This window comes from Janthinobacterium sp. NFX145 (genome assembly GCF_049810325.1).
Taxonomy (GTDB): domain Bacteria; phylum Pseudomonadota; class Gammaproteobacteria; order Burkholderiales; family Burkholderiaceae_D; genus Janthinobacterium; species Janthinobacterium rivuli.
Map to the genome: position 1 here is coordinate 5,753,442 of NZ_CP187360.1, position 14,517 is coordinate 5,767,958.

The following is a 14,517-nucleotide window of genomic DNA, read 5'->3' on the forward strand; positions in this document are numbered from 1 at the left end:
CAAATTACTTCGCGATGCGGGCGAAGCGGCCGCTGTTGAAATCCTCGAACGCCTGCGCGATTTCCGCCTCGGTGTTCATGACGAAGGGGCCGTGGCCGACGATGGGTTCCTCGATCGGCTCGCCGCTCAGCAGCAGTACCACGGCGTCGTTGTTCGCCTCGACGGTGATGCTGTCGCCATCGCGCTCGAACAGCGCCATCTGCGCTTCGCGCACCACGCTCTCGCCGTTGACCAGCACCGTGCCATGCAAAACGATCAGCGCCGTGCTCCAGCCGCGGGTCACGGGCAGCTCCGTCAGCTTGCCCTGGGCCAGGCGCACGTCCCACACCTGCATCGGCGAGAACGTGCGGGCCGGGCCATGCTGGCCAGCGAAATCGCCGGCGATCACGCGCACGGAACCTGCATCGTCGGGCAGCGCCACGGTGGGAATGGTGTCGCTGGTGATGGCCTGGTAGCCGGGCGCCGTCATCTTGTTTTTCGCCGGCAGATTCACCCACAGCTGCACCATTTCCAGGGTGCCGCCCGACTGCGTGAAGGCAGGCGAGTGAAACTCTTCATGCAGGATGCCGGCGCCGGCCGTCATCCACTGCACGTCGCCGGGGCCGATCACGCCACCCTGGCCCGTCGAATCGCGGTGCGCCACTTCGCCCTTGTAGACGATGGTCACCGTTTCAAAGCCGCGGTGCGGGTGCGAACCGACGCCGGGCGGACGGGTGCCGGGCGCAAATTCGGTGGGGCCGGCATAGTCGAGCAGCAGGAAGGGGCTCAGCTGCTTGCCATGGCCGGTATACGAAAACATCGAGCGCACGGGGAAACCGTCGCCGACCCAGTGCTGGCGAGGTGCGCTGTAGATACCTGTGACTTTGTTCATCTCGATCTCCTGTTGGGGTTTGCATTACGATGGAGACAGAATAGACCTGCAACGATGAAGGCGGTAGACGGTAAAATCAGCCATCAGCGTTCCAAAAATAGAACGATCAAGGAGGCGGCATGCAGGACCTGAATGACTTGTATTACTTTGTGCAGGTGGTCGACCATGGCGGCTTCGCGCCGGCCGGGCGCGCGCTGGGCATGCCGAAATCCAAACTGAGCCGGCGCATCGCCCTGCTCGAAGAGCGTCTGGGCGCGCGCCTGCTGCAGCGCACGACGCGGCATTTTTCCGTCACCGACGTGGGGCAGACGTTTTACGAGCATTGCAAGGCGATGCTGGTGGAAGCGGAGGCGGCGCAGGAAGCGATCGAACTGACGCGGGCCGCGCCGCGCGGCACGGTGCGCCTGTCCTGCCCCATCGCCCTGCTGCACTCGCTGGTCGCGCCCATGCTGGCCGGTTTCATGCGCGCGCATCCGCAGGTGACTCTGTTATTGGAAGCGAGCAACCGCCGCGTCGACCTGGTGGCCGAAGGCATCGACGTGGCCATCCGCGTGCGCCCGCCGCCGCTGCCCGACAGCGACCTGGTATTGCGCGTGCTGGCCGAACGGGGCCAGTGCATGGTGGGCAGCCCGCTGCTGTTCGCCGGCGCGCCCATGCCGAAGGCGCCGGCCGACCTGGCCGACTGGCCCAGCCTGGCCCTGGGCACGCCGCAACAGCACTACCAGTGGGATTTGCACGGCCCCGATGGCGCGCGCGCGCAGCTGCGCCACGTGCCGCGCTTCGTCACGGGCGACATGCTGACCCTGCGCGACGCGGCCGTGGCCGGCGTAGGCGTGGTGCAGCTGCCGACCATGATGATCACGGAACAGGTGGCCAATGGCAGCCTGCTGCCGCTGATGGAGCAATGGCGGCCGCAGCGCGAAATCATCCACGCCGTCTTTCCGTCGCGGCGCGGCCTGCTGCCGGCCGTGCGCACGCTGCTCGACTACCTGGCGCACAGCTTCGCCGCGCTGCCGGAAGAATGAAGGTTTTCAGGTACGATGGTGCTCTTTCAACAGGCGTGAAAACAGCATGCGTTTATTGATACTGTCGGACCTGCACCATGAGTTATGGCGCGACGAAGCGCCGCAGGGCGACCTCGCGCTCAGTTGCCCCGACGCCGTCATCCTGGCCGGCGACATCGACACGGGCGCACGCGCCGTCGCCTGGGCGGCCACCGCATTCGCGGGCCTGCCGGTGCTGTACGTGCACGGCAACCACGAAGGCTATGGCCACCACCTCGACAAGGTGCGCCAGGAGCTGCACGCGGCCTGCGCCAGCACGCAGAACGTGCATTTCCTCGACTGCGGCACGCACGTCATCACCGACCAGGCAGGCCACGCCGTGCGCTTCCTGGGCGCCACCCTGTGGACGGATTTCCGCCTGCTGGGCGACGACACGCGCCAGGCGGCCATGCGCGATGCGGAAGCCGTCATGAACGACTACAAGCGCATCCGCCTGGCCAACATGGGTTTTCGCAAGCTGCGCGCGGCCGATACGGCCATGTTCCACGCGCAACAAAAAGCCTGGCTGGCGCGCGAACTGGCGCAGCCCTTCGACGGCAGCACCGTCGTCATCAGCCACATGGCGCCGTCGATGCTGTCGGTCGACGATGCCTACGGCAGCGAAGGGTGTTCGCCCGCCTACGCCTCGCGCCTGGACGACCTGGCCGCGCAGGCGGACCTGTGGGTGCATGGCCACCTCCACGCCTCGCGCGACTATCGGATCGGCCAGTGCCGCGTGGTCAGCAACCCGTGCGGCTACAAGACGCGCAGCGGCGCGCCGCAAAATCCCGCGTTCGATCCGAACTTCATCGTCGAACTAGGCCCACGCTAATCATCCGGTTTCAAACGGCCCGCCAGCCATTGCTGCAGGCGGTGCTTGCCGGCCCGGCGCGCCACGCGTGGCGACGCCTCCGACTGGTGCGCGCCGGCGCCGCCGCGCAGCCTGGCGGCGGCCACCAGCGGGTTGCGCGGCTTGGGCGTGGCTTTCACTTTGATTTTCATGCTGTTTCCTTTCAACCCGCTCGCGCAAAACAAAAAACCCCGGCAAGTTTCCTCACCGGGGTTTGAAGGACACCGGCTCGGGATCGGCATTGCTGCCGATGGCCCCGAGCGTCATGCGCGGGGCTAGTGATACGTCAACTTGCTGGCAGCCTGCTCGAACATGGGTTTCCTTTCTTTTGTGTGGTTGATCTGTACTGCGGATGACGATTCTGCGCCGGATGCTGCAGTGCGTCAACCGCTTTTCATGGCGCATGCGCCAACGTTGTTATTTTGTCGCAGCCGCCTTTTCCTTGGCGATGCGCGCTTCGAGCTTGGTCTCATTCCTGGCAGCGTAGTTGCTGCACGCCTGCGCATCGATGAAGGGATTCGGCGTGACGCCTTCCAGCAACTGCGTCAGCTTGCGGTCGCCGCCCGAGTGGTCGGGGTGGGCCGAGATCAGGATGTCGCACGGCAGTTTGGCGAAGTCCTGCATGACGCGGCGGAAGGCCGGCGTCAGGTCCGCATGGCGTTCATCGCCCAGGTAGTGAAAATCATCGGCCGCCACCGGCGTGAGGCTGGCGCCGAACACCACGTTCAGGCATTCCTTGCGCTCCGCATCCTCGCACGACACCCAGGTCCAGCTGGTGCTGCCCGGCGTATGGCCAGGCGTGTAGCGCGCCGTGACGGTCACGTCGCCCAGTTGCAGAGTTTCGCCATCGGCGATCTCGCGCACGTTTTCCACGGCCGGCATGGGGTCGATTTCGCCCGCTTGCGGGTCCATGGCGAGCACCGATCCCGCGCGCAGCGCCTGCGCGCCCAGCGGGCTGGCGATCACTTGCGCGCCGCTGTCGCGGGCCAGGGCGGCGATGCCGCCCGAATGGTCGAAATGCGCTTCCGTACTCAGGATGAACTTCATGTCTTCCAGGCGAAAGCCCAGCTCGAGGATATGCTCCTTGATGGCGGCCACCGATTGCGGCAACGCGCCATCGATCAGGATCAAGCCTTCGCGCGTGTCGATCAGCACCACGCTCAAGCCGCCCACGCCCACGTAATACGTGTCGCCGTGGATGCGCGCCGGCTGCTGCGGGCGGTTCCATTGCGCCGCATACGGCGAGGCGATCGGCTGCGTCAAGGGATCGACGGCGGGCGTGGCGGCATGCGCGGCAAACGGCAGCGCCATGGCGGCCAGCGCGATACTGAGCAGAGACTTGGGAAAGTAGAAAGGCGGCATGCGGCTCCAGGAAGATAGGCGGTATGAAACAATGCCACAGGGTAACGTCGCCCTCGCGCGCGGTCAAGCGGACGGGCGCAGCGACTTGCGCTACGATAGAGGTCCATTCACTGCCGTGCGTCTTGCCGCGCCTCCTGCCATGCGTTTGCTGATCCTGTCCGACCTGCACCTGGAAGTCTGGGGTGACGACACGCCCGCCATCGACCTTGCCGCCTGCCGGCCCGACGTGGTGATCCTGGCCGGCGACATCGACACGGGCAGCAATGCCATCGCCTGGGCCGCGCGCACCTTCGGCGCCCTGCCCGTGCTGTACGTACACGGCAACCACGAGGGCTACGGCCATCAGCTGGAACACATGCAGGACGCGGTGCGCGACGCCTGCGCCAGCGCCAATGCGCACGGCGCCGACATCCGCCTGCTCGACGGCGACGCCATGGTGCTGAACGGCGTGCGTTTTCTCGGCGTCACGCTGTGGACGGATTTTTTACTCTTCGGCGCCGACAGGTACGAGGAAGCCTTGAGCGCGGCGCAAACCTACATGCCCGACTACAAGCGCATCAGCACGGGCGGCGATACGCCGCGTCTCTTGTGCGCGAGCGACACGGCGCAGCTGCACGCGCGGCACCGCGCCTGGCTGGAGCAACAGCTGGCGCAACCGTTCGATGGCAAGACGGTCGTCATCACGCACATGGCGCCATCGATGCAGTCGGTGGAAGAGCAATACGCAACGAACCTGGGCTCGCCCGCCTTCGCCTCGCAGCTGGACGCGCTGGTGGCGCAGGCCGACCTGTGGGTGCATGGCCACATGCACGCCTCGCTCGACTACCGCGTCCAGGACTGCCGCGTCGTGTGCAACCCCTGCGGCTACAAGCGGCCCGATGGCACGCCCGAGAACGAACGTTTTGACACGGGCTTTATCGTCGACCTGGCCAGCGCGGGCTAGTTTTTCCGATAGCGCAGCTGCACCACGCCGCTGGGCAGCTGGCGCGTGTTGTGCAGGCGCCAGTCGCTGCGCGGCAAGCCGTCCTCGAACAGGCGCACGCCCTTGCCCAGCACCACGGGCAGCACGGACAAGGTCAGGCTGTCGATGACGCCCTCGCGCAAGCCGGCGCGGATGACGGCGCCGCCATCGAGATACACGTGACGGCATCCCTCCTCCGCCAGCCCCTCCAGCACTGCCCGCACACTGCCTGCGCGACGCTGCTCGCCATGGCGCGGCGCGAAGTCGCGGTGGCTGAGGACCACCACGCGCTTGCCCGCATACGGCCACGGCTCAAAACCCAGCACGGCGTCATACGTGGTGCGCCCGATCAGCAGGGTATCGGCCTGCGCCATCAAGGCCGTGTAGCCGGTGGCGTCGGGCGAGTCGGGCGCCAGTTCGGCCAGCCAGGACAGGTCGCCGTTTTCTCCCGCGATGCAGCCATCGAGGCTGATGCCGAGAAAAACGCTGACGAAAGCTTTTTGCATGAGTGCTCCTTGATTTAATTCTACGGTGTAGAATTATGCCCATGAAAACCCCAAAACTTCAAGTCGTGGCATCTTCCGTGCGCCGCGCCGGGCGTCCGCGCCGCGCCGCGCCCGCACTGGACAACGCCAGCATCCTGCAGGCGGCCCTGGCCCTGCTGGAAGAAAAAGGCGAAGCGTTCTCCATGCGCGCGCTGGCGCACAGCCTGGGCGTCGATGCCATGGCCCTGTATCACTATTACGCGGGAAAAGAGGAATTATTGCTGGCCTTGATGGTGCAGCGTTTTGCCGCGCTCGATCCGCGCCAGCCGCCATTTACGCAACGCCAGGCGCCGCGGCGGCGCCTGCTCGCGCTGTGCGCGCTGTACCTGGGACTGGTCAGCGCCACGCCGTATTTCGTGCGCCTGATGGCGCGCGGGCTGGTGGAACAAGCCGACGTGGCCGAGCGGTTCACGGCGCTGTTCGAACTGGCCGTGGAGGGCCTGGGCCTGGACAAGAAAACCCGCCTGCGCGGGCGCGATGCGCTCGTTGATTTCCTGCACGGCTATGCGCTGGCGGGCAGGCCGGCCAGCGAGACGCAATGGCACGCCTCGGTCGGCCTGATCCTGGCGGGCATGGCCGCCGGACGCACTGCGGTGTGACGTCCAGCGGCCGGACGCCCTACCTTGGCATCAGGCCAGCAGCTTGAGCAGCGCCTGGGCGGCCGCTTCCGACGACGCGGGATTCTGGCCCGTGACCAGCAAGCCATCGGTGACGGCGTACGGCTGCCAGTCGCCCAGCTTCGAGTAGACGCCGCCGTTTTGCTTGAGCATGTCCTCGACCAGGAAAGGCACGATGGCGCTCAAGCCGACGGCGTCTTCCTCGGTATTCGTAAAGCCCGTCACTTGCTTGCCGCGCACCAGCGGCGTGCCATCAAGCGCTTTCACGTGGCGCAGCACGCCGGGCGCGTGGCAGACGGCGGCGACGGGCTTGCCGGCGGCGATCATCTGTTCGATCAGCGCGATCGAATGCGCGTCTTCGGCCAGATCCCACAGCGGACCGTGGCCGCCCGGATAGAACACGGCGTCAAAGTCGGCCGCCTTCACGTCGGCCAGCTTGCCCGTGTTGGCCAGCACGGCTTGCGCATCGGCGTCCTGCTTGAAGCGGCGCGTGGCGTCCGTTTGCGAATCGGGCTCGTCGCTTTTCGGGTCGAGCGGCGGCTGGCCGCCGTTGGGCGAGACCACCGTCAGCCTGGCGCCCGCTTCTTGCAGCGCATAGTAGGGAGCGGCGAATTCTTCCAGCCAGAAGCCGGTTTTCTTGCCGGTGTTACCGAGTTGATCGTGCGAGGTCAGTACCATCAGGATGTTCATGTTGTTTCCTTTTCAGTGAGCTTGCGAGGGTAGGATTACAGTGCTGCTTCGAGAATACGGCGGCTGCGCGCGAGGTCGATATCACGGTGTTCGCCGAGGGAGGTCATGCCATGTGCTTCCAGTTGCGTCAGTACCGCTTCCACCGCTTCCTGGCCCAGCTGATAGGCCGACAAACGGGTCGGGATGCCCAGGCCTTCAAAGAAGGCGCGCGTGCGGGCGATGGCGGCGTCGATGCGCTCGTCGTCGCTGCCGCTGTTGATGTTCCAGACACGTTCGCCATACTGTAGCAACTTGCCGCGTTTCTGCTCGCGCTGTACGTCCAGCAGAGCCGGTAACACCAGGGCCAGGGTGCGCGCATGGTCAATGTCGTACAGGGCCGTCAGTTCGTGGCCGATCATGTGAGTGGCCCAATCCTGCGGCACGCCGGCGCCGATCAGGCCATTCAGGGCCAGGGTGGCCGTCCACATCAGATTGGCGCGGGTATCGTAATCGTCGGGCGAGGCGATGGCCTGCGGCGCGATCTCGACCAGGGTTTGCAGCAAGCCTTCGGCAAAGCGGTCCTGCACCTTCGCCTGCACCGGATAGGTCAGATACTGTTCCGTCGTGTGGACAAAGGCGTCGACCAGGCCATTGGCCACCTGCGTGGCCGGCAAGGTAAAGGTTTTACTAGGGTCGAGCACGGAAAATTGCGGGTACAGCAGCGGATTGCGAAAACTCAGCTTGTCATGCGTGGCTTTTTTCGTCACCACGCCGCCGCTGTTCATTTCCGATCCCGTTGCCGGCAAGGTCAGCAACGTGCCGAACGGCAGGGCGCGCTGCACATTGGCGCCGCCGCGCTCGGCGATTTCCCACGGCTCGCCGTCGTACAGGGCGGCCGCGGCAACGAACTTGGTGCCGTCGATCACGGAGCCGCCGCCGACGGCCAGCAGGAAGTCCAGCTTTTCGCTGCGCACCTGAGCGACGGCGCGCATCAGGGTTTCATAGCTGGGATTGGGTTCGATGCCGCCAAACTCCTGCACACTACGCTGGCCCAGCGCAAGCGCGGCGCGCACCTCGGCCAAAGTGCCCGTCTTTTCCGCGCTGGCGCCGCCGTACAAAATCAGCACGCGCGCATCGTGCGGCACCAGGGCGGACAATTTGGCGACGGTGTCGGCACCGAACACAATCTTCGTCGGATTATGGAATTCAAAATTCTTCATGCTGCTGCTCCTTTATTATTAGACTGGTCGTCTAGAATGCGGTTCAAAAAACGCGGACGTGGTGCGTCCGCTTGTTTGCTTGGTTTGCTGCCTATCGGTAGCTGTCCGGCGACAGCTGCAACATGGCCAGAGTCGCCCGCCAGGCCGTTTGCAAGGCGCTGGCGTCGCGCCGCAGCTTGGTCAGCATCGCCGCGCCCAGCCACAGCTGGTACAAGGTGGCGGCCATCTGCGCCGGGTCGGCTACCGATGGCAGGGTATCGTCCACCCTGCCCCGCGCGATGGCCAGGGCCAGCCTGGCGATGATGCGGTGGGTACCATCGAGCAGCGCCACGCGCATCGGTTCCGACATGTCCGCCACTTCGCTGCTGAGCTTGACCACCAGGCAGCGGCAGTCGCAACCGCTGCCATCGAGGCTCTCGCTGGTCCAGCTGGCCCAATACGCCATCAGCGCCTGCGCCGCGCTCTGGCCGGGCTGGCCCAGCACGAGCTCCATTTCGTCCAGGTAGCCGGTGACGTAATCTTCCAGCATCGCTACACCAAACAATTCCTTGGACTTGAAGTAATGGTAGAACGAACCCTTGGGCACGTCGGCGGCAGACAATATCTCATTCAGTCCCACGCCGGCAAAGCCCTTGCGCGTGATGATGGCCTTGCCCTGGTCGATAATGTGCTGACGCACGTCGGTGTATTCAGCTTTCATGCGATGATTGTAGCACAATTAGACCAGTCGTCTACCAATAAGGAGCACAATGTGAAGCGAGGCTGGCCGATTGAATATTGCATGTATCCGCTGGAGGCACGCCTCGTTAGGCCAAGCTTGCAGTGTAGACATGCAGCACATCCTCATCGATGTGTATCACCTGCGCCGGTATTCCTTCAAACACAGGCGCAAGCAGCATGGGACGCAGATCACCACTTACCACTGCCGCATCGAGAAATACCAGCAGGTCGGTGGCGCTGGCCCGTACCACACGGCCTTGGAAGATGGCACGCTTGCCTGCATGAGCCACCAGCTTGTGCGCCACGTAATACGCGGGCGCCGTCAATTGCGCGCGCAAAGCAGCAATCGAATCATATGCGGCCAGCGGACCACCGCGCAGGACCAGCGCCAGCATGCTGAAAAAAAGCGCATCGGCGCATGGTCCCGGCGCGACGTCCTGCTTTACCAGCGCCGCGAAACTATACTCGTTCCTCATGTGACTTTGCCCTGCTCAAGGATGTGCTGACGGACGTCGGTGTATTCAGCTTTCATGAGGCAAAGCATAGCACGACTAGACCAGTCGTCTAGAATGCATTATCGGCCTGTTTTTCAACGAGCAATAGTAGCGGGACCAAGCGATCAGGCAAACTTCTTGAAATCCGGCTTGCGTTTTTCAAAGAAGGCCGTAAACGCTTCCTTCGCCTCGGCGCCGCCCAGCATGGCGCTGAACAGTTTGTTTTCGTCGGCGATGGCCGCCTTCATCGGTTCCATGCGGCTTTGCTTCATCAATCGCTTGGTGGCGCGGATCGAGGCGGCCGGCAGGGCCACCAGCTTGGCGGCCTGGCCTTGCGCGAAGGTCATCAATTCGTACAAGGGCACGACTTTCGAGACCAGGCCCATTTCCAGCGCTTCGCTGGCCGGGAACGCTTCGCCCAGCATCAGCTTTTCCGCCGCGCGCGGGTAGCCGGCCAGTTGCGTGAGCAGCAGGCTGGAGCCGAATTCCGGGCACAGGCCCAGTTGCGTGAACGGCATCGAGAAGCTGGCATTGTCGGCCGCGTAGACCAGGTCGCAGTGCATCAACATAGTCGTGCCGATGCCGATGGCCGGGCCGGAGACAGCCGCCACCACGGGCTTGCTGCTGCCGTACAGGGCGCGCATGAACTGGAACACGGGACGGTCATGGTCGAGCGAACCATCCTTCGGGCGCGCCGTCTTCATGAAGTCATCGAGGTCGTTACCGGCCGTGAAAATCTCGCGCTTGCCGCAGATCAGAATGGCGCGCACGTCGTCGTCCGTCTCGGCCGCTACCAGCGCATCGGCCAGGGTCTGGTACATGGCGCCCGTGATCGCATTCTTGCGTTCCAGGCGGTTGAATTCCAGGGTCAGAATGCCCTCGCTCTTGCTGCACAAAATATCCATGTCGTCTCCAAAAAGATAAAGGGCGCCGAGGTATCCCCAGCGCCCAAGTTTTGACTAATCTTAGCTGACCACTTACGTCACGACGCCCGGCAGATCAAACGCGCTCGAAGATGCCTGCCGCACCCATGCCGGCACCCACGCACATGGTGACCATGCCGTACTTCTGCTTGGTGCGCTGCAGTGCGTGGATCACGGTGGCGGCGCGGATGGCGCCGGTCGCGCCCAGCGGATGGCCCAGGGCGATCGCGCCGCCCATTGGGTTGACCTTCGATGGATCCAGGCCCAGGTCGCCGATGACGGCCAAGGCTTGCGCAGCAAACGCTTCGTTCAGCTCGATCCAGTCCAGCTGGTCTTGCGTGATGCCGGCGGCGGCGCACGCTGCCGGAATGGCGAATTTCGGACCGATGCCCATGATTTCCGGCGGCACGCCGCGCACGGCGAACGAGGAGAATTTCGCCAGCGGGGTCAGATTGTGCTCGCGCAGGATTTTTTCGCTGACGATCAAGAGCGCGCCGGCGCCATCGGACATCTGCGAGCTGTTGGCGGCCGTGACGGAACCCTTGGCGGCGAAGACGGGCTTCAGTTTTGCCAGCGATTCCATCGACGAATCGGCGCGTGCGCCTTCGTCCGTGTCGACGGTGCGGCGCGTTACATCGACCTGGCCGGTAGCCAGGTTAGGCGTGCGCGTGATGATTTCCACGGGCGTCGTTTCCGCCTTGAAGAAACCGGCTTGTTGCGCGGCGATGGCGCGGCGGTGCGATTCAACGGAGAATGCGTCCTGCTGTTCGCGCGACACTTTCCATTGCTGCGCCACTTTTTCGGCCGTCAGGCCCATGCCGTAAGCCATGCCGATGTTCTCGTCGCTGAACATGTCCAGGTTCATCGATGGGTGGTGGCCCATCATCGGCACCATCGACATCGATTCGATGCCGCCGGCGATCATCACGTCGGCTTCGCCCACGCGGATGCGGTCAGCCGCCATGGCGATGGCCGTGATGCCCGAAGCGCAGTAACGGTTGACGGTGACGCCGCCGACGGTTTTCGGCAAGCCGGCCAGCAGCACCGAGTTACGCGCGATATTGAAGCCCTGCTCCGCTTCCGGGAACGAGCAGCCGATGATGGCGTCGGTGATCAGCGCCGGGTCGAGGCCAGGCGCTTGCGCCAGGGCCGATTGCAGCACGCGCACCAGCAGGTCGTCCGGGCGGGTGTTTCTGAACATGCCGCGCGGCGCCTTGCCGATCGGAGTGCGGGTTGCAGAGACGATGTACGCGTCTTGAAGTTGTTTGCTCATTTTATGCTTTCAAAGATGTTGAACGAGGTTCGTGTTCTGTCGAATGTCCGGAATGCTGGCCTATCGCTTCTGCGACAAATACCAGTCCACCGTCACCTGTGCCGCCAGCGTGCCTTCGGAATCGAAAATATCGACTTCCACGGGAAACGCCACCTTGCCATCCTGCGCCAGCTGCGCCTTCAATGCAGCCAGGTCGCCCGGTACCCGGCCTTCGGCGCGCGTCGCGCCCCGGGCCACCTTCTGGTACTGGATGCGCGACTCCTTGGCCACCGGGCGCAAGCCCAGTATCAGCTCGGCGAAGCCGCCAGCCATGGCCGCGCCGGAAGCCGTTTCGGCCAGGGTAAACAAGGCGCCCGCATGCTGCGTGCCCAGGTGATTATTCAGTTTTGGATCTTCCGGCATCGACACCTTCGAGGTGCCGGCGCCGATGTCGTCGATGCTGATCCCCAGCAGCCGCACGAAGGGCAAGGTGTCCATCATCTGTTGTTTGATACGGTCATACACCATGCTTGGCCTCACGCGCAGCAATACTTTAAAAATAATGGACAGGATCGTCATCGACGTCAGGCTTAGTTGCGTACCGGCTTACCGGTTTGCATCATGCCCATGATCCGTTCCTGGGTTTTCGGATGGTTCAACAGCTCCAGGAATGCCTTGCGTTCCATATCCAGCAGCCACTGTTCGCTGACGAAGCTGCCCTGGTCCACGTCACCGCCCGATACGATCTCGGCGATCATCTCGCCCAGCTTGAAATCGTGCGCCGAAATGAAGCCGCCGTCGCGCATGTTGACCAGCTGCGCCTTGATGGTGCCCCAGCCGTAACGGCCCGTCACCTGGATCAGCGATGGGAGCGCTGGACGGAAGCCGGCGTCGAACATGGCGCGCGCTTCGACCTTGGCCACGTGCAGCAGCTCATAGGCGTTGAACACGATCACGTCGTCTTCCTTCAGGTAGCCCATCTTCTTCGCTTCCAGCGCCGATTTCGACACGTTGGCGGTGGCTGCGTTGGTGAAGCCCGTTTTCAGGAATTGCAGGATGTCGTTACCCTTGGCTTCCTTGTAGGCGCGCTGCGCCGCTTCCTTCAAGCCGCCGCCGGCAGGAATCAGGCCAACGCCCACTTCCACCAGGCCGATATACGACTCGATCGAGGCCACGCGCTTCGATGCATGCAGCGCCAACTCGCAACCGCCGCCCAGCGCCAGGCCAGCGACCGCGGCGATCACCGGCACGTTCGCGTATTTCAGCGACATGAAGGTGTTCTGCAGTTCGGCGATGATCGGATCGACGGCCTTCACGCCGCCTTGCATGAACGCCGGCAGGGCCGATTGCAGGTCGGCGCCGGCCGAGAACGCGCCGCCTTCGGCTGCGTCCGCGTGCCAGATCACCAGGCCCTTGAAGTTCTTCTCGGCTTCGGCCAGCGCGAGCTTGAGGCCATTAATGACGCCTTCGCCGATCACGTGCATCTTGGTCTTGAACGAGATGATCAGGACATCATCGCCCGTATGCCAGACGCGCACGGATTCGTCTTCGAAGACGGTGGTGCCGGCGGTCTTGCCGTCAATGGCGCCGCTGCCCAGGACGGGCGCGCGGAATGGCTGGCGGTCATACACGGACAAGGTCGAACGTGGCACGAAGCTGTTCGACACGGCGGAGTAGGAACCTTCCGGCGTATGCACGCCGCCTTTTTCAGCGACCGGGCCTTCGAAGACCCAGGCTGGCAGCGGCGCGTTGCACAGCGCGTGGCCGGCGTCGATGTCTTCCTTGACCCAGTTGGCCACTTGCAGCCAGTTCGATGCCTGCCACGTTTCAAACGGACCGACGTTCCAGCCGAAGCCCCAGCGCATGGCGAAGTCGATGTCGCGCGCATTGTCGGCCACGGTGTCCAGATGAATGGCGATGTAGTGGAAAGCGTCGCGGAAGATCGCCCACAGGAACTGGCCTTGCGGATTCGTCGATTCGCGCAGCGCCTTCATCTTCTTGACCGGATCCTTTTCCTTCAGGATGCGGGCGATGATGTCGGCAGCCTTGGCGCCGCCGGCCACGTATTCACCGGTGGCGAAATCGAGGCGTTGAATTTCCTTGCCAACCTTCTTGTAGAAGCCCGCGCCACTCTTCTGGCCCAGCGCGCCTTTTTCCACCAGCTTGGCCAGCACTTCCGGCGTCTTGTAGACGGCGGCGAACGGATCGTTCGGCAGGTAATCCTGCATGGTCTTGATCACATGGCCCATGGTGTCCAGGCCGACCACGTCCGCCGTGCGGAAGGTGCCCGACTTGGCGCGGCCCAGCTTGGCGCCCGTCAAATCATCGACGACGTCCACGGACAGGCCGAATTTCTCGGCTTCGTGCACGATGGCCAGGATGCCGAACACGCCCACGCGGTTGGCGATGAAGTTCGGCGTATCCTTGGCGCGGACCACGCCCTTGCCCAGTGTGGTGGTCAGGAAGCCTTCCAGCTGGTCGGCGATTTCCGGGCGGGTAGACTCGGTCGGGATGATTTCGACCAGGTGCATATAGCGCGGCGGGTTGAAGAAGTGCACGCCGCAGTAGCGCGATTTCAGGTCGGCGTCGAAGCCTTCGGCCAGCTTGGTGATCGACAGGCCCGAGGTGTTCGAGGCGAAGATCGCGTTCGGGCCGATGTGCGGAGCGACCTTCTGGTACAGGTCGTGTTTCCAGTCCATGCGCTCGGCGATGGCTTCGATGATCAGGTCGCAACCGGCCAGCAAGTCCAGATTGTCTTCGTAGTTGGCGACCTGGATCAGCGCGGCATCATCCTTGTTGCCCAGCGGGGCAGGCGACAGCTTTTTCAGGTTCTCGATGGCGCGCAGCACGATGCCATTCTTTGGGCCTTCTTTTGCAGGCAGGTCGAACAGCACGACCGGCACTTTCGCGTTGATGCAATGGGCGGCGATCTGCGCACCCATCACGCCGGCGCCGAGGACGGCTACTTTTTTAACGATGAAATTGGTCAT

General features: G+C 63.8%; 16 protein-coding genes. 4 read left to right on the top strand and 12 right to left on the bottom strand.

Going from position 1 to position 14,517, the window contains the following annotated elements; genetic code table 11:
- Nucleotides 1–4: 4 nt before the first annotated feature.
- Nucleotides 5–871 (bottom strand): pirin family protein, encoded by an 867-nt coding sequence (locus ACPJXG_RS25765; protein ID WP_425252736.1) that lies wholly within the window; start codon nucleotides 869–871, stop codon nucleotides 5–7.
- 119 nt (nucleotides 872–990) lie between these two features.
- Between ACPJXG_RS25765 and ACPJXG_RS25770 the strand changes: the two genes are divergently transcribed.
- A complete protein-coding gene (locus ACPJXG_RS25770; protein WP_425252737.1) occupies nucleotides 991–1,896 on the top strand; it encodes a LysR family transcriptional regulator in 906 nt (301 codons plus the stop codon).
- Between the two features lie 46 nt (nucleotides 1,897–1,942).
- Nucleotides 1,943–2,746, top strand: a complete 804-nt coding sequence (locus tag ACPJXG_RS25775; RefSeq protein WP_425252738.1) for a metallophosphoesterase family protein — start codon at nucleotides 1,943–1,945, stop codon at nucleotides 2,744–2,746.
- Here ACPJXG_RS25775 and ACPJXG_RS25780 read toward each other — a convergent pair.
- Nucleotides 2,743–2,916 (bottom strand): hypothetical protein, encoded by a 174-nt coding sequence (locus ACPJXG_RS25780; RefSeq protein ID WP_200880304.1) that lies wholly within the window; start codon nucleotides 2,914–2,916, stop codon nucleotides 2,743–2,745. The two genes, ACPJXG_RS25775 and ACPJXG_RS25780, sit on opposite strands and share 4 nt — an antisense overlap.
- Before the next feature lie 265 nt (nucleotides 2,917–3,181).
- Complete coding sequence (gene bla, locus ACPJXG_RS25785) at nucleotides 3,182–4,126, bottom strand: subclass B3 metallo-beta-lactamase (RefSeq protein WP_425252739.1); 945 nt, start codon at nucleotides 4,124–4,126, stop codon at nucleotides 3,182–3,184.
- 31 nt (nucleotides 4,127–4,157) lie between these two features.
- On the opposite strand from bla, the gene ACPJXG_RS25790 reads away from it, so the two are divergent.
- The gene (locus tag ACPJXG_RS25790; RefSeq protein ID WP_425252740.1) at nucleotides 4,158–5,069 is read left to right on the top strand and encodes a metallophosphoesterase family protein; all 912 of its coding nucleotides are present in this window, start codon (nucleotides 4,158–4,160) and stop codon (nucleotides 5,067–5,069) included.
- Here the strand turns inward: ACPJXG_RS25790 and ACPJXG_RS25795 are convergent.
- On the bottom strand, nucleotides 5,066–5,593 hold the full coding sequence (locus ACPJXG_RS25795; protein ID WP_035824205.1) for a dihydrofolate reductase family protein: 528 nt from the start codon (nucleotides 5,591–5,593) through the stop codon (nucleotides 5,066–5,068). The genes ACPJXG_RS25790 and ACPJXG_RS25795 overlap by 4 nt on opposite strands.
- Before the next feature lie 41 nt (nucleotides 5,594–5,634).
- Between ACPJXG_RS25795 and ACPJXG_RS25800 the strand changes: the two genes are divergently transcribed.
- The gene (locus ACPJXG_RS25800; RefSeq protein ID WP_158300074.1) at nucleotides 5,635–6,231 is read left to right on the top strand and encodes a TetR/AcrR family transcriptional regulator; all 597 of its coding nucleotides are present in this window, start codon (nucleotides 5,635–5,637) and stop codon (nucleotides 6,229–6,231) included.
- 30 nt (nucleotides 6,232–6,261) lie between these two features.
- Here ACPJXG_RS25800 and ACPJXG_RS25805 read toward each other — a convergent pair whose 3' ends face one another.
- The 8 genes from ACPJXG_RS25805 to ACPJXG_RS25840 all read right to left on the bottom strand — a co-directional run bounded on the left by ACPJXG_RS25805 (nucleotide 6,262) and on the right by ACPJXG_RS25840 (nucleotide 14,517).
- Nucleotides 6,262–6,939: a type 1 glutamine amidotransferase domain-containing protein gene (locus ACPJXG_RS25805; protein ID WP_402720061.1), complete on the bottom strand. Its 678-nt coding sequence runs from the start codon at nucleotides 6,937–6,939 to the stop codon at nucleotides 6,262–6,264.
- A gap of 35 nt (nucleotides 6,940–6,974) precedes the next feature.
- The gene (locus tag ACPJXG_RS25810) at nucleotides 6,975–8,138 is read right to left on the bottom strand and encodes an iron-containing alcohol dehydrogenase (protein ID WP_425252741.1); all 1,164 of its coding nucleotides are present in this window, start codon (nucleotides 8,136–8,138) and stop codon (nucleotides 6,975–6,977) included.
- Nucleotides 8,139–8,229: 91 nt separating this feature from the next.
- Nucleotides 8,230–8,838 carry a TetR/AcrR family transcriptional regulator gene (locus tag ACPJXG_RS25815; RefSeq protein WP_425252742.1) on the bottom strand — a complete coding sequence of 203 codons (609 nt, stop codon included), beginning with the start codon at nucleotides 8,836–8,838 and terminating at the stop codon, nucleotides 8,230–8,232.
- Between the two features lie 106 nt (nucleotides 8,839–8,944).
- The gene (locus tag ACPJXG_RS25820; RefSeq protein ID WP_425252743.1) at nucleotides 8,945–9,253 is read right to left on the bottom strand and encodes a hypothetical protein; all 309 of its coding nucleotides are present in this window, start codon (nucleotides 9,251–9,253) and stop codon (nucleotides 8,945–8,947) included.
- A gap of 224 nt (nucleotides 9,254–9,477) precedes the next feature.
- On the bottom strand, nucleotides 9,478–10,257 hold the full coding sequence (locus tag ACPJXG_RS25825; protein WP_425252744.1) for an enoyl-CoA hydratase: 780 nt from the start codon (nucleotides 10,255–10,257) through the stop codon (nucleotides 9,478–9,480).
- A 94-nt stretch (nucleotides 10,258–10,351) separates the two neighbouring features.
- Nucleotides 10,352–11,548: an acetyl-CoA C-acyltransferase gene (locus ACPJXG_RS25830; protein WP_035824191.1), complete on the bottom strand. Its 1,197-nt coding sequence runs from the start codon at nucleotides 11,546–11,548 to the stop codon at nucleotides 10,352–10,354.
- A gap of 60 nt (nucleotides 11,549–11,608) precedes the next feature.
- The gene (locus ACPJXG_RS25835; RefSeq protein ID WP_035828560.1) at nucleotides 11,609–12,055 is read right to left on the bottom strand and encodes a PaaI family thioesterase; all 447 of its coding nucleotides are present in this window, start codon (nucleotides 12,053–12,055) and stop codon (nucleotides 11,609–11,611) included.
- A 62-nt stretch (nucleotides 12,056–12,117) separates the two neighbouring features.
- Nucleotides 12,118–14,517 carry a 3-hydroxyacyl-CoA dehydrogenase/enoyl-CoA hydratase family protein gene (locus ACPJXG_RS25840; RefSeq protein WP_225242947.1) on the bottom strand — a complete coding sequence of 800 codons (2,400 nt, stop codon included), beginning with the start codon at nucleotides 14,515–14,517 and terminating at the stop codon, nucleotides 12,118–12,120.